At 36.7% G+C, this 18,407-nt stretch carries 14 protein-coding genes; 4 read left to right on the top strand and 10 right to left on the bottom strand.

Features of this window, described 5'->3' with window-relative positions; all coding sequences use genetic code 11:
- Positions 1-126: 126 nt before the first annotated feature.
- Positions 127-672, top strand: a complete 546-nt coding sequence (locus tag NLJ00_RS24870) for a hypothetical protein (protein ID WP_256635814.1) — start codon at positions 127-129, stop codon at positions 670-672.
- 28 nt (positions 673-700) lie between these two features.
- Here NLJ00_RS24870 and meaB read toward each other — a convergent pair whose 3' ends face one another.
- The 5 genes from meaB to NLJ00_RS24845 all read right to left on the bottom strand — a co-directional run bounded on the left by meaB (position 701) and on the right by NLJ00_RS24845 (position 8,142).
- A complete protein-coding gene (gene meaB / locus NLJ00_RS24865; RefSeq protein ID WP_256635813.1) occupies positions 701-1,792 on the bottom strand; it encodes a methylmalonyl Co-A mutase-associated GTPase MeaB in 1,092 nt (363 codons plus the stop codon).
- Positions 1,793-2,727: 935 nt separating this feature from the next.
- Complete coding sequence (locus NLJ00_RS24860) at positions 2,728-4,032, bottom strand: peroxiredoxin family protein (protein WP_256635812.1); 1,305 nt, start codon at positions 4,030-4,032, stop codon at positions 2,728-2,730.
- A gap of 232 nt (positions 4,033-4,264) precedes the next feature.
- Entirely contained in the window at positions 4,265-7,357 is a 3,093-nt protein-coding gene (locus tag NLJ00_RS24855; RefSeq protein WP_256635811.1) for an Ig-like domain-containing protein, read from the bottom strand.
- 304 nt (positions 7,358-7,661) lie between these two features.
- A complete protein-coding gene (locus tag NLJ00_RS24850; protein WP_256635810.1) occupies positions 7,662-7,877 on the bottom strand; it encodes a hypothetical protein in 216 nt (71 codons plus the stop codon).
- Positions 7,878-7,941: 64 nt separating this feature from the next.
- Entirely contained in the window at positions 7,942-8,142 is a 201-nt protein-coding gene (locus NLJ00_RS24845; RefSeq protein ID WP_180859655.1) for a hypothetical protein, read from the bottom strand.
- A gap of 98 nt (positions 8,143-8,240) precedes the next feature.
- Here NLJ00_RS24845 and NLJ00_RS24840 point away from each other — a divergent pair, with 98 nt between their 5' ends.
- Positions 8,241-8,618 (top strand): hypothetical protein, encoded by a 378-nt coding sequence (locus NLJ00_RS24840; RefSeq protein WP_256635809.1) that lies wholly within the window; start codon positions 8,241-8,243, stop codon positions 8,616-8,618.
- A 572-nt stretch (positions 8,619-9,190) separates the two neighbouring features.
- Here NLJ00_RS24840 and NLJ00_RS24835 read toward each other — a convergent pair.
- From NLJ00_RS24835 to NLJ00_RS24825, 3 genes are all read right to left on the bottom strand, one after another.
- Positions 9,191-10,495, bottom strand: a complete 1,305-nt coding sequence (locus tag NLJ00_RS24835; protein WP_256635808.1) for a peroxiredoxin family protein — start codon at positions 10,493-10,495, stop codon at positions 9,191-9,193.
- Positions 10,496-10,701: 206 nt separating this feature from the next.
- Positions 10,702-13,836 (bottom strand): fibrobacter succinogenes major paralogous domain-containing protein, encoded by a 3,135-nt coding sequence (locus tag NLJ00_RS24830; protein ID WP_256635807.1) that lies wholly within the window; start codon positions 13,834-13,836, stop codon positions 10,702-10,704.
- A 288-nt stretch (positions 13,837-14,124) separates the two neighbouring features.
- Positions 14,125-14,337, bottom strand: coding sequence for a hypothetical protein (locus tag NLJ00_RS24825; protein ID WP_256635806.1), 213 nt, complete (start codon positions 14,335-14,337; stop codon positions 14,125-14,127).
- 483 nt (positions 14,338-14,820) lie between these two features.
- On the opposite strand from NLJ00_RS24825, the gene NLJ00_RS24820 reads away from it, so the two are divergent.
- The gene (locus NLJ00_RS24820) at positions 14,821-15,210 is read left to right on the top strand and encodes a hypothetical protein (protein ID WP_256635805.1); all 390 of its coding nucleotides are present in this window, start codon (positions 14,821-14,823) and stop codon (positions 15,208-15,210) included.
- A 478-nt stretch (positions 15,211-15,688) separates the two neighbouring features.
- Here NLJ00_RS24820 and NLJ00_RS24815 read toward each other — a convergent pair whose 3' ends face one another.
- Complete coding sequence (locus tag NLJ00_RS24815) at positions 15,689-16,330, bottom strand: NAD(P)-dependent oxidoreductase (RefSeq protein WP_256635804.1); 642 nt, start codon at positions 16,328-16,330, stop codon at positions 15,689-15,691.
- 57 nt (positions 16,331-16,387) lie between these two features.
- Complete coding sequence (locus NLJ00_RS24810; RefSeq protein ID WP_056201713.1) at positions 16,388-16,795, bottom strand: RrF2 family transcriptional regulator; 408 nt, start codon at positions 16,793-16,795, stop codon at positions 16,388-16,390.
- A 323-nt stretch (positions 16,796-17,118) separates the two neighbouring features.
- Here NLJ00_RS24810 and NLJ00_RS24805 point away from each other — a divergent pair, with 323 nt between their 5' ends.
- The gene (locus NLJ00_RS24805) at positions 17,119-18,048 is read left to right on the top strand and encodes an AEC family transporter (protein ID WP_319800416.1); all 930 of its coding nucleotides are present in this window, start codon (positions 17,119-17,121) and stop codon (positions 18,046-18,048) included.
- Positions 18,049-18,407: the final 359 nt, after the last annotated feature.

Here is an 18,407-nt window from a genome sequence, read left to right as displayed (position 1 = left end):
CTTTTTTTTGTGTTAAAATTCAAACAAAAAGGGTAACAAAAAATAAATTTAATTGATCTATACTAAACCAAAAGGCGTAACCTGAAAAGCCAATAATAGAGTAGGGATCAATTAAATTAATTTATTATGAAAAGTTTACAACAAAAAAAAATTAAAAAATCTAAAGTATTAAAAGTGATGTTAGTTTTTGTGTTTGCAGTTTTTTTTATAAGCTGTAACAACGATTCAAGTGAAGATCAAAATGCTGAATCATCAAAAACAGAACAGCAAAATCAACCAAATACTCATAGATATTTACCGCACTATGAAGGTGTTATTGTGCATGCTTGGGGAGCACATAATATTGACTGCAGTCAGCCGGAAGGGTTTTGTAATTTTGTTTTTTACGATTGGAAGACCTATGGTTTTTCTAAGCCAAACACTGATGGAACACCAGTGCGTGTTACAAATGAAGCCGAGAAATTTGTCATGACAATTCAAAAAAGTGCTTTAACAGAAGAACATAAAAAAGGATTATTACGTAATGGTGAAGTTTATTTAATACCGGAAGGACAAACTATAGCTCCGGAATTAGTTAAACCTTTAAAATTCAATTCAGATATTTTAGTTCCTGGTAAATATCCTATTCAGGAAAGTGAAGAGACTTATACAATTTCAATTAATGTAAAATAAATGAAATAGTAAAAAAAGCTTTAAGAAATTAGAAGCTCTTTTTATATTGATTTAATAAAAGCTGAGCGGCTGCAAAAGGTGATATTTCATTGTTTTGCACCGCTTTTTTATTTTGTTCCAATAATGAAATAATTTCGGGCTGATTGTAGAAATTTTGTTTCAATTGTTCGTTGATCGTTTCCATCATCCAAAACTGGTTTTGTTCGTTTCTTTTTTCCTGAAAGAAACCCGTTTCTTTCGTCAGTTCAAAATAATCAGAAATGGTATTCCAGATTTCAGAAATTCCCTCTTTGGTAATAGCACTGCAAGTCGTAACTTTTGGCTGCCAGTTTGATTTTTTTGGCGGAAATAAATGCAAAGCCCTGTTAAATTCCAGTTTTGCCTGATTCGCTTTTTTTATATTATCCCCGTCGGCTTTATTGATGACAATTGCGTCTGCCATTTCCATAATACCGCGTTTAATACCTTGAAGTTCATCGCCCGCACCAGAAATTTTTAATAATAGAAAAAAGTCTACCATACTGTGAACAGCAGTTTCACTTTGTCCCACGCCAACGGTTTCAATAATTATCGTGTCAAAACCTGCAGCTTCGCATAAAATAATCGTTTCACGGGTTTTACGGGCAACGCCGCCCAGATTTTCTCCAGAAGCACTCGGACGGATAAAAGCATTTTCATCTTTTACCAGTTCCTCCATTCGGGTTTTATCACCCAGAATACTTCCGTGGGAAATCGAACTGCTGGGATCAACAGCCAAAACAGCGACTTTTTTTCCCGCCTGAGTCAAATAAGTTCCAAAAGCCTCAATAAAAGTACTTTTTCCAACACCGGGAACACCCGTAATTCCTATGCGGATTGATTTATTAGCATGCAGAAGACAGCCTTTTATAATTTCATCTGCTTTTGCGGCATGTTCGGGATTTGTGCTTTCAACAAGTGTAATGGCACGGCTCAGTGCGGTTATATTTCCGGAAAGAATTCCAGAGATTAATTCAGAAGCAGAAGGCTGCTGTCTGCGTTTGTTTTTAATTTGATTGATAGCCGAAACATTGGTGATTTCAGGAGATGAAATCCCAGCTTTTTCAGTTAAACTGCTTGATTGTTTTTTTAAACTTGACAAAATACTTTTTTAGTAATGTAAAAGTACTGAAAACAAAAACAGTTTCAAAAAAAGGATTTCTTTGAAATTGTGAGTTGTTAGGTTTGCCACAACCCGAGCGATAGCGAACAGGCGAAGCAATTGCACGAATTTGCACGAATTTTTATGTCATTGCGCACGTACGGATCTTTGTCAAAGTTTTAAACTTTGACAAAGATTACTTAACGACAACGTTTGTCATCCTGAGCGAAGTCGAAGGACACGCAAGAAGCTCTACAAAGATTGGCGATTTAGTTTGTGGAGTTACTTGTGCAGATCCCTCGTTCCTCGGGATGACAAGATTGGGTAGAGAGAATTTCTGCATCTTTTGTGTCATTTCGACCGAAGGGAGAAATCTGCGCAAGAAGCTCGACAAAGATTGGCGATTTAGTTTACGGAGTTACTTGCGCAGATCCCTCGTTCCTCGGGATGACAAGATTGTGGAGAGACGAGAGTTTGTCATTTCGACCGAAGGGAGAAATCTGCGCAAGTAGCTCGATAAAGATTGAAGACATACTTTACGGAGTTACTTGCGCAGATCCCTCGTTCCTCGGGATGACAAGATTGTGGGCAAAGATTAACTTAACGACAACGTTTGTCATCCTGAGCGAAGTCGAAGGACACGCAAGTAGCTCGACAAAGATTGTATAACCGCACCGTTTTAACACAAAGAGACCCGACAGGTTTTTAAAACCTGTCGGGTCTGAGTTATATTGCGGAGTTACTTTGCGCCCTTCGACTTCGCTCAGGGTGACACTAATAGTATTAATCACGCCGTTTGTCATTTCGACCGAAGGGAGAAATCGCACTAGTAACTCGACAAAGTGATTAACCAATCTTTGTCGAATCCCGCGTGCGATTTCTCCCTTCGGTCGAAATGACAAAAAGATTCACAATCAACAATCAACAACTCACAATTAATTAAGTATTCCCGTATCAATTAACCTCGCATATTTCCCTGTGATTATACCTTTTTCATCTATGGTGAAAAAAGTTGGGGTTCCTATTATGGCGTAGGTTTGGAAGTTTGGGCCTGCGAAACCTTTGTAATCGCATAATTGTGCTGCCCACGGAAAGGCGTGATCGTGTCCGTCTCCGGTATTTTTGGTCATGTCTGCGGCTATGCTTATTACTTCGTAGCCTTTGTCTTTTACGATTTGGTAATTGCCCAGTAACTGGTGAATTTCATTCTCGCAGTTGTTGCAGCCCGATTCGTAAAAAAATAACAAGGTTTTTTTATTGACTGTTTTTTTGCCCGACGGAGTTTCTAATACTGGTGCTTTTGCACCAACTACCGGAGCATTAATAGTATTTGTTAATTTCTTGCTCGGTTTTTCTAATTTTCCTGATTTTGCGGCATATTCGCTTATTGCTGTTACCAGATCATCTTTTCCTTCTTTAGTAAACACGGTCACGATTTTTTCTGTAAAGGCAGTATAAATTTCTTTGCTTTTTATACGTGACAGGATTTGTTTGGTATCTGCCAGTAAAATGGCATCATCTTTAATTACCTTTTGCTGTAAATCTGCCCAGCCTTCTATGGTTTCGTTCCAGAAACCACTGTTATAAAGTGCCTGCATATCGAGTTTTTCTTTTACAAAAAGATTTAACTCTTTTGCTTTTTCTTCTTCTGTCTGGTTAAAACTGCTGCCTATGCCCATTAAAAAACGGTATATTTCTATAAAACGCGCTGCATATAAAGTACTTTTTGCAGTTTCGTTTCTAAGTGCGGTAAACTGCTGCTGCAGGTTTTCGTTTTCTTTTTGGAAAGCAGCATGGATAGGTTCTTCTTTTTTATATAAATTAAGACCGTACTGCACAAAACCAACTTTGTCCAGAATTGCTTTTTGCTGCTTTATTTTTTGATTTAAAAAATCATTTTCAGGGGAACCTGTATATTTTGTATTTTCAAAATTAGGCTGTTCTTCAAGGCAGGAAATAGTAAAATTCTCGTTGTTTACAATAAAATCCATTCCTCCACCGTCTGTAAGGGCAAAATGCGAAATTCCTGCATAGCCTTTTTTGGCTGCCGGGATAGTGAGTACTGTTTTACCTTCTGTATCTAATTTTCCTGTGGCGATGGTATCTTTTTTGCTGCCTTTTTCCAGCATGTATATATATTGTTTTCCTGCATAATGCGAAAAATGCACGTTTATGGTTTGTGCCTGCAAGGCTGCTGAAAGCAAACCTAACAAGACAACCATTGCTCTTGTTTTTTTCATAGTTCTCTTTTTATAAATGTTTGCTATTATTTTAAAACTTTTGTAAAATAAGGATACGTTTTTCTTTCCTGCCTGAGAGCAGGAAATGAAAAACGTAAATCCTTTCTATTTTAAAAGCTGTTTAATTTTTGTTGTTTATTACAGCCTGAAAAAATATTTATATTAGGAAGAAAAAACTTCTCTCCCTCTTTATTACAACTCCTTATATGTATTAAAAGGAGATGAACCCCCGTTAGTTGTTTGAGGTTGACATACAGCGCACACCCATTTTGGCATTAAGAGTTCCTGGCCCAGAGGTAGTAAGACCGCTTATAGATGTTGTAGAAGTCCTAAGTATTACACCATAATTTATATCATACCCCGTATTCAGTGTAGAAGTCCAATAACCTAAATAATAACCAGAAGGCGCATTATTTGGAAGCATTAAAGCATTCCCAATCATTGCACCTCCCATTCCTTTAGTGGTTATTGTTCCCACATATGCCACAGAAGCATTATTATTAGTGTCCAGTACTTGTCTCCATTCTGATTCAGTTGGTAGTCGGTAACCTGCCGGACAGGGATCATTCGCTGTTGTCCAGACAACCCCTGGAGCATGTGTAGTAGCTGCAGGATTTTTATCTCCCAATATATAAGTATTTCCAACTAATGCTAAGCTTGGTTTAAGAGGATCTGCAGACGTATCAGCACCTAGGTTATGGCACATAAATTCTTTCCATACCCTACCATTTATATAAGCTCCACAACACATACAGTCTTTTATCTGAGCTGTTATCTTTACAGATTTTTGTGCACCTGTTCCATCCTTAAAAACAGCATATATACTTACAGAAAATGCATTTGCAGTATTCAGACCTTTTGCCGTACCTTGCGGCCCGCTTAATGTCGTTTTGTATTTTACTGTTACAGTATTATTACCATTATCAGTAAATGTTTCAACAATTTTACCTGCACCCACATTTTCTATATATTCAAAACGAAGATTTGTTACCGTACCGCTTGGTGTAAAAGTATAAGTAAATGTATTGGTAAAATCTACTTTTTGTGATGCACGGGATGCCAATGTACCACAATCAGCTCCTCCTTCTGTTTCTACAATATCAAAACAAGTTTTTCCGCTTAAGGTTCCGCTTCCTGGCTGCATATCTTCCGGGCTATCATTTACGGTAACCATTGTTGTTGCTGATGTTGCTGACGGAGTCCCTTCACAACCATTTGTAACAATACAGTAAAAATAATATTTCCCTGTTGTAAGTTGATTTGTACTAAACGAAACCCCGGTTCCTACCGGAGTACCCCCTATAGTGCTGTCAGTTGTATTTTGAAACCACTGATAGGTTGGTGTATTTGTTTTGTCTGTCGAAATGGTTATTGTAACATTTGTTTTTGCTATTATAGTCTGCGCACCCGATATTGAATTAATAACAGGAGTAGGGCACGCACTATTCATTGTTATTTCATGGGTTAATGTTTTTTCGCCACATTCATTTTTTGCCGTTACTGCAATTTTTGCTATTTGATTGGCAGTTCCACTTGTTGGAAGAGGTATTGTTGCCGTTTTTCCGGTATAAGAAAGTTTAACCCCATCCAAAGTCCAGCTATAAGTAGAATCGTATGTATTGTCAACCGTAAGAGTTATCGACGAACCAAAAGTTGCCGTATCAGGAGGAATTGTTTTAGAATTCCAGTCAATATTAGGTCCGCTTGAGTTTCCTGAAATTTTTACCTCTGTCATTGGGCTTATACAGCCGGTTGCATTTTTTATAGCAGCTCCATAAGTACCTTCAGAATCTATCTTAAGCTCATTACTTGTTTCTCCTGTTAATACAGCACCATTTTTATACCAGATGTAAGTATATTCTTTTTCCTGATTTGTTAAAAGCCCTTTGCCATCACAAAGTGTACTGGCTGCAATAACTTCTGGTTTACCAGGAGTACTTCCTTGTATTACAGCTGCTTCTAATTTGTTCTGTTCAGCAGGACATTTTGCCCCGCTGTTATCTGTTGCCACTACACGAAGTGACATGGTAGTTTGAGATGTTGGAACAATATAAGGATTTGTAGTTATTACATCATTTCCGTTATACCACGTATAGATAACATTGCTTATTTTATTGGTAATGTTTAAATCTAAACTTCCTCCCGCACAAAATGCTGTAAAAGTACTTAACTGAACACCATTTACCAGTACATCAGTAGCAGGAAGAGATAACTGTGTTGATGCGGTTTCACTTTTTGTTACCTGAATACTGTTTGAAGGTTTAGAATAACAATTACCATCTTTAGTTGCTGCAAACCATTCTCCCACGCTGCTGTCACCGCTAATATCTACAGAGTCTCCTGTTTTTTCTTCTTTACCATTATGAAACCAAACAACAGAAGCAGTACCGTTTCCTGATACCGAAAGTGTTACTTTGCCTGTACCGCAAATTACCCCATTATTAGAGGCTAATGCCGAAAGTGTAACCGGTGTTACAGAACCAGATTCTGTAATGGTGCGTTTGTTTGAATCACTTGTGTTACATCCAACAGCTCCCATAGAAATATTATATTCTCCTTTTTGTGTGGCGAAAATATAATTTCGACCTCGTGCTCCGTCTATTGGCTGGCCATTACGGGTCCATATTAATTTATCAAGGTTTGGTGTATTGGCAGGAACCGATAAATATACCGCACCGCCTACACATAAATCTAAAGCTGTACTTGAAGGTGATATACTTGGTGCTGTATACGGCATAGAAGTACAGTCTACCCCATTTTGAGAGAATAAAAATTCTTTATACAAACTGGTACAAGTACTTGTTACGCGTACTAATACGGTATGGATATTTACTGTTTCGTTTTGGAAAAAGTTAATTTTAAATTTTCCGTTTGTATTGTCTATATCGCTTAGTGATGCATACTCACCGCCTGCGACAATAGCAATATTAAAAGGTCCGTTAGGGCAGTCAACGTCATCAACAGTAAATGTCTGGTCGCATCCTGTACCGTCTGCAGCTACATTTACACATGGCTGAGGGCTTATTACAGTTTGTGATGTTCCCTCACATAAACTTACCCAGCGTGTTTTGTTCCAATACTCCACACAATCTGTTGTTTTATTGTAAATAGTAAGTCCGTTACCTTTATCATTATTTTTTACAGCAAAAGCGTTACGCTCTGCTGTTGTCATTTGAGGCAGTCTTAATCCGCCTTTGTTAAGAAGCTCCAGAACCGAGAAAGCCTCTGGCTCTTTTTTACCCCCAATGGTCATCTGGGCTTCCGTGTTTACCGTAAATAATATGGCCAAGAATGCCAGCCACATACAAAATAGATTTTTCTTCATTTTTTAAATTGTTTTAATTATTTAAAGTGGCATACTTTTAACTATCGTTTCTTGAAACAACTAATTAAAAGGCATGCCTAGTCGATACCCTTTTGGGATATGCATATATATTTTTGTGGTATTCGTGGTATTTTGTAAAAAAAAATAGGCGCTATTGATGGTATTCAATACGGCTTATAGTGATGAAAGTCTGTCTGTTTATTAATAAAAGACATATATAGTATAATCTGCTTATAAAACTTGGGGCTTTAAGGCTGATAAGGGAGTGTAATAACTTTTTGGGTTTTCTGATATATTGATTTGATTATTTAAGTGTTGTCTGAATAAGATTCATAATAACATCTTTATGGGCTTTTTCCATAGTTTCATAGTCTTTTTTGATACAATCCGGCGTTATTCCATGTACGGTTCCGTTTACGCATTGACGTATGTAATATTTTGATAATCCGTACTTTACAAATAAGGCTTCCAAAATATTTGCATCATAGGAGTGGTAAACTTTTGTCTTACTTTTATCCATTGTCGTGCTTATTTCATTGTTAATGATTTTAATTTACTCTGGCGGCAGTACTTGAAAAATTAGTCTATATCGCCTTATTTGTTCTGTTTTGAAATTCTTTAATTAAAGCCTCTCGGTTTGCAATGATTTTAAGCAGGGCTTTTTTTGCAATTTCATCTCCTCTAAAGAACCTCATTTTTGCCGCAGGGGCATTTATACCCATAACCTGACCAAGCAAAGTGTAATCACCGTATAGGGTTTTTTCCTTAATTTGTTCGATTGTCATAACAAAAGGTTTATCTTTGAATCCTAAATAATGTGCAAATATACACAAAATTTTGTGTAAAAACTTACAAAAACACAAAAAACTGTAATTTTTCTATAATGAACGATGTAACTTCCAGATTTCTAGCTACTTATGAATATCTTAAAGAAGCGAAAGTTGTGTCAAATATTAAAAATTTCGCTACGGAGCTCAATATCAGCACTTCGCTTATTACAGAAATCTGTAAAAAAAGAAGTAATGCAGGAATGGTTCCTATATCAAATTTATTAATGAAGTATAAAGATATTGATGCAAACTGGCTTTTAACCGGCGAAGGATCTATGATAAAAAACCGCAATACGAGTGTGAATATCAATTATAAAGAATTGGCAGAAGCAAGGCATGAAATTAATGAACTTAAAGATGAACTTATTAAGCTTAAAGATGAAAAAATTGAATGGCTTAATAAGGAACTAAAAGAATTGAAAGGAGAGTAGTTTTATGTGCTTTGCTGAGGATTACAAAGATTGCGTAACTGTACCGTTTTAACGAAAAGAGACCCGAGAGTCCTGATGTATCGGGACTCTCGGGTCTGAGTTTTATTGTGGAATTACTTTGCGCCCTTCGACTTCGCTCAGGGTGACAGGATTGGGTAACCGTACAGTTTGTCATCCTGAGGAACGAAGGATCACACTCGCTGATCGGCAAAGATTGGCGACATGCGTTGTGGAATTACTTTGCGGAGTTTCTTGTGTGATCCTTCGTTCCTCAGGATGACAAAGAATGCGTGGAATTACTTTGTGGAGTTACTTTGCGCCCTTCGACTTCGCTCAGGGTGACAAGACTAAAGAAAAGTAACCGTACAGTTTGTCATCCTGAGGAACGAAGGATCACACTCGCTGATCGGCAAAGATTGGCGACATGCGTTGTGGAATTACTTTGTAGAGTTTCTTGTGTGATCCTTCCTCCGTCAGGATGACAAAGAATGCGTGGAATTACTTTGCAGAGTTTCTTGTGTGATCCTTCGTTCCTCAGGATGACAAAAAGATTCACAATCAACAATTCACCATTAATTAAGAATCCCCGTATCAATTAACCTCGCATATTTTCCTGTGATTATTCCTTTTTCATCTATCGTGAAAAAAGTTGGGGTTCCTATTATGGCGTAGGTTTGGAAGTTTGGGCCTGTGAAACCTTTGTAATCGCATAATTGTGCTGCCCACGGAAAGGCGTGATCGTGGCCGTCTCCGGTATTTTTGGTCATGTCTGCGGCTACGCTTATTACTTCGTAGCCTTTGTCTTTTACGATTTGGTAATTGCCCAGTAACTGGTGGATTTCGTTTTCGCAGTTGTTGCAGCCCGATTCGTAAAAGAATAACAAGGTTTTTTTATTGATTGTTTTTTTGCCCGACGGAGTTTCTAATACTGGCGCTTTTGCACCAACAACCGGAGCATTAATAGCGTTTGCTAATTTCTTGCTCGGTTTTTCTAATTTTCCTGATTTTGCGGCATATTCGCTTATTGCCGTTACCAAATCATCTTTTCCGGCTTTGGTAAACACGGTCACGATTTTTTCTGTAAAGGCAGTATAAATTTCTTTGCTTTTTATTCGTGACAGGATTTGTTTGGTATCTGCCAGTAAAACAGCATCATCTTTAATTACCCTTTGCTGTAAATCTGACCAGCCTTCTATGGTTTGGTTCCAGAAACCACTGTTGTAAAGAGCCTGCATATCGAGTTTTTCTTTTACAAAAAGGTTTAACCCTTTTGCTTTTTCTTCCTCAGTCTGGTTAAAACTGCTACCTATACCCATTAAAAAATTATATATTTCTATAAAACGCGCTGCATATAAAGTACTTTTTGCTGTTTCGTTTCTAAGTGTGGTAAATTGCTGCTGCAGGTTTTCGTTTTCTTTTTGAAAAGCAGCATGCATAGGTTCTTCTTCTTTATATAAATTAAGACCGTATTGTGTAAAACCAACTTTGTCCAGAATTAATTTTTGCTGCTTTATTTTTTGATTTAAAAATTCATTTTCTGCCGAACCTGTATATTTTGTGTTTTCAAAATTAGGCTGTTCTTCAAGGCAGGAAACAGAGAAATTTTCATTGTTTACAATAAAATCCATTCCTCCGCCTTCTGTAAGGACAAAATGTGAAATTCCTGCGTAGCCTTTTTTGGCTGTAGGGATAATGAGTACTGCTTTTCCTTCTGTATCTAGTTTGCCTGTGGCGATGGTATCTTTTTTACTGCCTTTTTCCAGCATATATACATATTGTTTTCCAGCATAATGCGAAAAATGCACGTTTATGGTTTGTGCCTGTACAGAAGTAAGTATACCAAAAACAGCAAGGCTTTTTAAAAGTATATTTTTCATATTTTTATTTTATTTATTTATCATTTATTTCATTTCGTAAAACACCGAAACGCCTTTCATTTCTGCCTACGACAGGAAATGAAAAGCGCTGCGGGCTTTTTGATAATTTTATGGTACTTGCTTATTGCTAAACAAGTACCAGTAAACTATTTACCTTAATCCTGAAAGTAAACTGTCTTTAGGATTTAAGCTTTATTTTAAAACTATTAAGGTTGTCCCCCTTCACCTGGTGCTTTCTCAATACAACGTACAGGCATAGCGTTGGATCTACCAGCATAAGAAGCTGCATACATACTTGTAGAAGATGTGGCACTAAAATAGTTTGAATTACCAGGGTTGTATACTGTCGAAGATTGGTAGTAAGCCTGTGATTGCGTAGCACTAGACGATCCTGACGTGACAATTCCTGCAACAGGTAGCGGTAATGAAGGACCAACAACTATTGTTCCTTTGTTAAGCGCAAAAGAACCATATAGTTTTGTAATAACATTATTACTAACTACTCCCTGCCATTCTGTTCTAGTTGGTACTCTATAGCCCGCTGGACAAGGATCATTTGTATTTTTAACGTTATCTGTCCAAAGACCAAGAGTTAGACCGCCGCTAGCGTTATAAGGATTTTTATTACCAAAAATATAATAATTTCCTGATAATCTTGCGTCAGCACTAAAAGGGTTAAGAGATTCATCAACACCTATGTTATGACACTTAAATGCTCTCCATTCTGTAGCGCTAATTTTTGCGCCGCAGCACATACAATCTTTTATTTCTGCTTTTAGTTTTACGGCTACTTCTGCACCCGTTCCGTCATTAAATATGGCATAAATAGTTACATAAAGCGGGTCTGTACTTGTTTTACCTACAGCCGTGCCCTGCGGACCGCTTAAAGCGCTATTGTACGTTACCGTTACTGTGTTGCCATTAGGTTCAAATTTGCTGACAATTTGATTAGCATATCCTGATTTTTCTACATATTGAAAATGAAGATTACTTATGGTGCCCTGCTGTGTAAATGTATATACTTGTGTATTTACAGCTGTAGTAGTAAAATCTGCTTTTTGCGGTAAGCGGGATGCCAATGGTCCACAAGTATCACCACCTTCTGTTTGTGCTATATCAAAACAAGTTCTTCCGCTTAAACTTCCGCTTCCCGGATTAATAGAATCTGGGTTTTTACTTACCGTCACTGTAAATGCTGGCGAATTTCCTGTTGGATTCCCTGTACAGCCATTTGTTACTTGGCAATAAAAATAATAAGTACCTGCTGCTGAAGGCGTGTATGTATATGATGCTGTAGTTGCACCAGGGATCTCAGTACCTCCTGCATTACTGTTAGTAGTATTGCTATACCATTTATATGTAGCCTGAACTGCTGTTGCTGCAGTTACTGATGCTGATAGTGTTACAGCAGAACCTGTTATGGTAGTTTGAACTGTATTAGATGCCGTAACTTCAGGAGTAGGACATACATTGTTTACTGTGATTTCATTAGTCTTTGAAGCTTCTCCACAGTCGTTTTTAGCTGTTACTGTAACTTTTACTTTTAGTCCATCTAGTCCGTTGGCAGGAAGCTGTACAGATACACTTGCTCCAGAACCCGTAATTACTGCACCATTGTCAGCGGTCCATGAGTAAGATGTCGCGGCAGGTGTGCTGGATGCTTCCATATATACTTTCCCGCCAAAATTAGCGGTCGCAGGATTAGAAAGCCATGAAATTACCGGTGTACTTGAAACAGTTGATGATACATTTTTTACCGCCATTGTACTGGTACAGCCTGTTGTATTTGTAACAGTTGCATTGTATGTTCCTCCTTCTGAAACCGTGATGGTTTGGGCTTCACTAATTTTTACATTATCCTTATACCATGTATATGTATAAGTACCTGCTGTTTCCGGTACAATTGTTAAATCTGTGCTCCCGTCGCAAAGTACAGTTTTACCTGTTATGCTTGGCTGTCCGGGAGTGTTTCCACTGGTAATACTTTTCTCTAATACATGTGTTTCCGCTGGACATTTTGCATCGCTGTTGTCTGTAGCAATCATACGAAGCGACATTGTAGTTTGACTACTTGGTACTATAAATGGGTTAGTCGCTATAGGATCATTACCATTATACCAAGTGTACGTAATTCCTGCTTGTTTATTAGCAATGCTCAAATACAATGAACCGCCAGAACAGAAAGATGTAAAAGTATTTAGCGGTTTTCCGTTTACCAGTATATCAGCATCATCAATAGTTATCTGTCCGCCAGCATTACTTTTCTTAACCTGAACGATGTTAGATTGTTTAGAATAACAGCTTCCGTCTTTTACTGCTGCAAACCATTCGCCCACGCTGCTGTCACTGCCTATTTCTATTGATGAGCCAGATTGTTCTTGTACTCCGTTATGAAACCATACAATTGTACCACTGCTGTTTCCTGATGCAGTAAGTGTTACTTTGTTTGTACCGCAGATTTCCCCATTATTTGAGGCTAATACAGAAAGAGTAACCGGTGTTGCAGTGCCAGATTCTGTAATGGTACGCTTGTTTGAATCATTTGTGTTACATCCAACAGCTCCCATAGAGATATTGTATTCTCCTTTTTGTGTAGCGATATAGTAATTTACACCACGGGCTACTTCAACACCATTACGGGTCCAGATTAATTTATCAAGGTTTGTTGTACTGGCAGGAACCGATAAATACACAGCACCCCCGGCACATATAGTCGTTGCAGATGCCGTTATTGTTGGCACAGCATACGGCATAGAAGTACAGTCTACCCCGTTTTGAGAAAATAAAAATTCTTTAAACAAACTGGTACAAGTACTGGTTACACGTACTAATACGGTATGGATATTTACTGTTTCATTTGGGAAAAAGTTAATATTAAATTTTCCGTTTTCATTTTCTACATCACTTAATGATGCATATTCAGACCCTGCCACAATAGTAATATTAAAAGGCCCGTTAGGACAGTCAACATCATCAACAGTAAATGTCTGGTCGCATCCTGTACCGTCTGCAGCTACATTTACACAAGGCTGCGGGCTTATTTTAGTTTGAGATGTTCCCTCACATAAACTTACCCAGCGTGTGGCGTTCCAATATTCCACACATTTAGTATCAATATTATAAATTGTAAGTCCTTCACCTGTAACTTTACCCTGCACAGCAAATGCGTTACGTTGTGCCGTTGTCATTTGAGGCAGTCGAAGCCCGCCCTTATTCAGAAGTTCCAAAACGGAAAAGGCTTCTGGCTCTTTTTTGCCCCCTATGGTCATCTGGGCTTCCGTGTTTACCGTAAATAATATGGCTAATAATGCCAGCCACATACAAAATAGATTTTTTTTCATTTTTTAAATTGTTTAATTATTTTAAATAATATACCCCTGCCTGACATTAAAAAATGACAAGATTAAAAGGTATAGTGAATGAGTACCCTGTCGAGTATTCCTATAATAGATGTGGTATTTGTGGTATTCTTGCGGTTTGTATTAAAAGTTGGTATTAACTTTTAATAGGGCGTATAATGATGAAGGTGATTTCTGATTTAATCAGATTCTCACAAGAGGTTTAGGTTGGCAGGTCTTTTAGTTCAAACCTTTTTTAATAATATTATTTTTCTAAATATTATTGTTTGCTTACAGTGTCTTCATAAGAAGATTCATGACGGTTTCTTTGTTTGCTTTCTCCATGGTTGCATAATCTTTTTTAATTCTGTCCGGCGTTAATCCATGTACGGATCCATTTATACTTTGACGGATGTAATATTTTGAAACATTGTATTTTAAAAACAAGGCTTCTAAAATATTAGAATCGTAGGATTTGTAAACTTTTGATTTACTATTTTCCATAACTAATGTTGTTTTAAAATTCGCAACAAAGGTAGATTATAATCTTCAATAAACAAAACAATTTTAGTGTATTTTCTTACTTGTTAAGCTTTTTAACAGAATATATTGTTTGTAATTAATTGATTATCATGTATTTATGTTTTTATTTGTGATAATTTTTGGTAGTTTTAAAACGTCATTTTTGATTGTAAAATGTTGATTTTTAACTGTATATGAAGAAAATATGAGTGATATTTTGAATTAAATTGTCTTCATTTTCTGTAAAAAAGCTTCATATATAAAATAACAGGTTACAGGTGAATTATTTTTTTTTAAAAGTATGTTTGGGTTTTTAGCTAAAATGCCATTTTTCAAGCGTAGGAAATTGTAGGAATTGTAGTTTTTTGTTTTACTTTTGCCTATTGATTAATTTGTTTCAAAATTTAAAACATCAAATCCTTAACTAAATGTAAATCATTAGTTTAAAAGGTAACTTCCTGTAAAATGAATATTATAATACAAAACATTAAGCGAATTGCTAACAATGAAGGAATTACTATAAGCAGGCTGGAACATATTATTGGTGCCAGTAAAGGTGTCCTGTCGCGTGCAGTAGGAAACAACAGCGATATACAATCTAAATGGATACTAAAAGTGATTGAAATTTATCCTCAATACAGCTGTGAGTGGCTGCTAAAAAATGAAGGGTCAATGATAAAAACTCAAAAATCAAATAATTACCAACCTTCAATAAAAAAAACGGAAGACGAGTTGAGCTACAAAAAACTCGCAGAAGCGCAAAAAGATACTATTGATAGTCTGAAAAAAGTAGTTTTTCATTTAGAAAAAGAGATTTCACATTACGAAAAACAGGAAAGTAAGATAGAATCTTGACTGTAGGGTTTGAGTTTTATTGCGCCCTTCGACTTCGCTCAGGGTGACAAGATTGGGTAAAGATTACGTAACCGTACAGTTTGTCATCCTGAGCGAAGTCGAAGGACACGCAAGTAACTCTACAAAGATTGGCGATTCAGTTTGCGCCCTTCGACTTCGCTCAGGGTGACACTACTAAAGAGAATTAACCGCACAGTTTGTCATCCTGAGCGAAGTCGAAGGACACGCAAGAAGCTCTACAAAGATTGGCGATTCAGTTTGCGGAGCTACTTGCGGAGATCCCTCGTTCCTCGGGATGACAAGATTGTGGGTAAAGATTGTATAACCACACCATTTTAACACAAATAGACCCGACAGTCCCGATGCATCGGGACTGTCGGGTTTGAGTTTTATTGTGGAATTACTTTGCGCCCTTCGACTTCGCTCAGGGTGACAAAAAAACGGACTATGCGTGCCGATATTTGTTAAAGTTTAAAAATTAATACGCCGCAGTAAATCGAACCTGATGGTGTTTTGGGGTTTCGGTTTCATCAGCAATAACGACTGCTAAATCTTCTACAGATAAAATGCTTCTTTGTTCGTCGTTAAAAACCGGATTTTCTAATCCTAAACGGTATTTTCCTGTTCTTCCGGTTGTAATGCCCTGGTGCATTTCGAAAGCGGGACTAAAAAATGCCCAGTCTAATTCTTTTTCGTCTTTTAAAATATTTAAATAATCTCTTGCAGCTGTAGCTCCGGCATAAAATTCTTTTGGAAAATCTGGTGTATCAACGGCTTGTAAACCCGGAGCGACAAATAAACTTCCAGCACCACCAATGGTGATATAACGTTTTACCCCCGATTTTTTTACGGCTTCCTGAATGGCTTTTGATCCTGCAATAAAATCATCGTAAATATTAGGGTTTGTCCATCCTGAATTATACGCATTTATAACAGCGTCGTTTCCTTTTAAAATTGCTGCCAACTCGTCTACATTAAAAATATCAGCACTTTTCCAGTTAATGCCAGCGGTGTCTTTTGGGTTTCTTGCAATAGCAGTAATATCGTGGTTTCTGCCTGCTAATTCGTTTAAAATTGCTGAGCCTACAAATCCTGTTGCTCCAATGATTGCGATTTTCATAATATATAAATTTATTTAGTAATAAAAAATGTTACAGTTTTGTGTAAAAAAATAGCTTTAAAACTGATTCGAAAAATCTTCTAAAGAAATTCCCTGTAATTGGGCGCTTACTTTTTGATTCATATCGGCATATAAAGCATCCAGATTCTGGTTGATTTTTTTTCCAACAGGGCAATCCGGATTGGGCTGATTTTTAGCATAACCGAGATTGATGGTTTCAAAAGTCATTTCAAAAATTTCTTTTAATGTCAGTTTTGATGAATCTACGGCGAGTTTTGTACCGCCGTTTTTTCCTTCTTTACTTTCTACAATATGATGTGCTTTGAGGTTTGCAATTTCTTTTCGAACCAAAACAGGATTCAGGTTAATGCTTCCTGCAATATATTCTGATGATAAATAATCATTGGGGAATTTATTGAGCAAAGTAAGAATGTGAATCGTTATGGCAAATTTACCTGAAAGCATACTGTAATAAAATATGTTACAAATATAGTGAGTTTTTATAACATAAAAATTAATTTTAACGATTTTTTTATTTGAGCAACTAATTGTCAGTAATTCAATATGTACCGTTAGGTACATAATATCGGTAGGAAAGGATAAGTTGAAAATTAATTAAGCGTGCCGTAGGTACGCAATATTATCGCGTACCTACGGCACGCCAACGGTTTTAAATACATTGACTACCGATATTATGTGCCTAACGGCACGATTTTAAATTGACAAACTTTTTTTATATTATTTACTAAATGATTAATCGCTTCTCGCTAAAATATAAATTCCTATTTTTGTCACTAACCCTTGATATGAACAACTTTATTATAATATTCTTCTTTTTATTTTTAGGATTGCTTTTGCAGCATGTAAAGCGGTTTCCAACTCCTATTTATAAAACGATTAATAAAATTGTTATTTATGTCTGTCTTCCGGCGATAACTTTATATCATATTCCGAAGATAAAATGGAGCAACGAATTATTGTTCCCAATAGGAGCGGGGTGGATTAGTTTTTTCCTGGCTTTTGTATTTTTTCATTTTTTAGGACGACGACTGGGCTGGTCAAATAAATTAATTGGCTGTTTGATCCTGACTGCGGGATTGAGTAATTCATCTTTTTTAGGATATCCTATTGTTGAGGCTTTGTTTGGAAAAAAAGGTTTAGAAACGGCTGTATTGGTAGATCAGCCGGGAACTTTTGTGGTGGTTTCGACTTTGGGTGTTTTTGTGGCGGCTTTTTATTCTAAAGGAAGCCCGGATTTTAAAAGTATTGCAAAGAAGATTTTTTTGTTTCCGCCATTTATTACCTTCGTCGCGGCGTGTTTGCTCAATGTTTTTGATTACGATTTAGATTCGAATATTCAGCCTTTTTTATTAAAACTGGGAAGTTTGGTTACGCCTTTGGCTTTATTTTCGGTTGGGTTACAATTGACTTTTGATCGAAACAGCAAACACTGGAAATTTCTTCGTCTGGGACTTTTCTTCCGTCTTATTGTAACACCGCTTATTATTTTTATTCTTTATGTTTTTGTTTTTAACCAGCATTCTGAAGCTATAAAAATTACGATTATTGAAATCGCCATGGCGCCCATGATTACAGGCGCAATTCTGGCTTCGACTTATGGGTTAAAACCAAAATTAAGCAGTATGATGATCGGTTTTGGGATTCCTGTTTCGTTTGTAACGCTTGCTATTTGGTATTTTGTTGTGGGGTTTATTTAAATGCTTATTTTTTTAATCTCGCAATCCCGATAGCTATCGGGAGCGAAGACGCTAAGATTTAATTTTTTTTAATCTCGCAAAGTCGCGAAGCCGCAAAGCTTTTTCTTTTTTTGAGTTTTACTTTTTTAAGTTTTCTTTATAAAACTTTGCGTCTTTGCGACTTTGCGAGCAATTCCTGCAGTTTGAAGAAAGAGACTTAAAAATAATTCCGTAAACATTACAAAAAGCTATGTTTCTATGTGTTAAAATTAATCTTCAAATGAATTTAAAATACTAACTAGATAGAGAATGTAGAATTTTAACTTTTTTTTAATTCTTACGTGTTTTCTAAATGTATTTTTTAGTTAATTTTAGAGGAA

Origin of the sequence: Flavobacterium panici (genome assembly GCF_024499525.1) — a bacterium.
GTDB classification, from domain to species: domain Bacteria; phylum Bacteroidota; class Bacteroidia; order Flavobacteriales; family Flavobacteriaceae; genus Flavobacterium; species Flavobacterium panici.
Note: the sequence above shows the minus strand (reverse complement) of the source record. Positions and strands in the feature narration are given on the sequence as shown.

What these genes read in the sequence shown, in the direction of transcription:
- NLJ00_RS24830 (WP_256635807.1), bottom strand. Translation starts at nt 13,836, where the DNA reads ATGAAAAAAAATCTATTTTGTATGTGGCTGGCATTATTAGCCATATTA.
- NLJ00_RS24860 (WP_256635812.1), bottom strand. Translation starts at nt 4,032, where the DNA reads ATGAAAAAAACAAGAGCAATGGTTGTCTTGTTAGGTTTGCTTTCAGCA.
- NLJ00_RS24850 (WP_256635810.1), bottom strand. Translation starts at nt 7,877, where the DNA reads ATGGATAAAAGTAAGACAAAAGTTTACCACTCCTATGATGCAAATATT.
- NLJ00_RS24845 (WP_180859655.1), bottom strand. Translation starts at nt 8,142, where the DNA reads ATGACAATCGAACAAATTAAGGAAAAAACCCTATACGGTGATTACACT.
- NLJ00_RS24815 (WP_256635804.1), bottom strand. Translation starts at nt 16,330, where the DNA reads ATGAAAATCGCAATCATTGGAGCAACAGGATTTGTAGGCTCAGCAATT.
- NLJ00_RS24820 (WP_256635805.1), top strand. Translation starts at nt 14,821, where the DNA reads ATGAATATTATAATACAAAACATTAAGCGAATTGCTAACAATGAAGGA.
- NLJ00_RS24825 (WP_256635806.1), bottom strand. Translation starts at nt 14,337, where the DNA reads ATGGAAAATAGTAAATCAAAAGTTTACAAATCCTACGATTCTAATATT.
- NLJ00_RS24810 (WP_056201713.1), bottom strand. Translation starts at nt 16,795, where the DNA reads ATGCTTTCAGGTAAATTTGCCATAACGATTCACATTCTTACTTTGCTC.
- NLJ00_RS24855 (WP_256635811.1), bottom strand. Translation starts at nt 7,357, where the DNA reads ATGAAGAAAAATCTATTTTGTATGTGGCTGGCATTCTTGGCCATATTA.
- NLJ00_RS24840 (WP_256635809.1), top strand. Translation starts at nt 8,241, where the DNA reads ATGAACGATGTAACTTCCAGATTTCTAGCTACTTATGAATATCTTAAA.
- NLJ00_RS24835 (WP_256635808.1), bottom strand. Translation starts at nt 10,495, where the DNA reads ATGAAAAATATACTTTTAAAAAGCCTTGCTGTTTTTGGTATACTTACT.
- NLJ00_RS24870 (WP_256635814.1), top strand. Translation starts at nt 127, where the DNA reads ATGAAAAGTTTACAACAAAAAAAAATTAAAAAATCTAAAGTATTAAAA.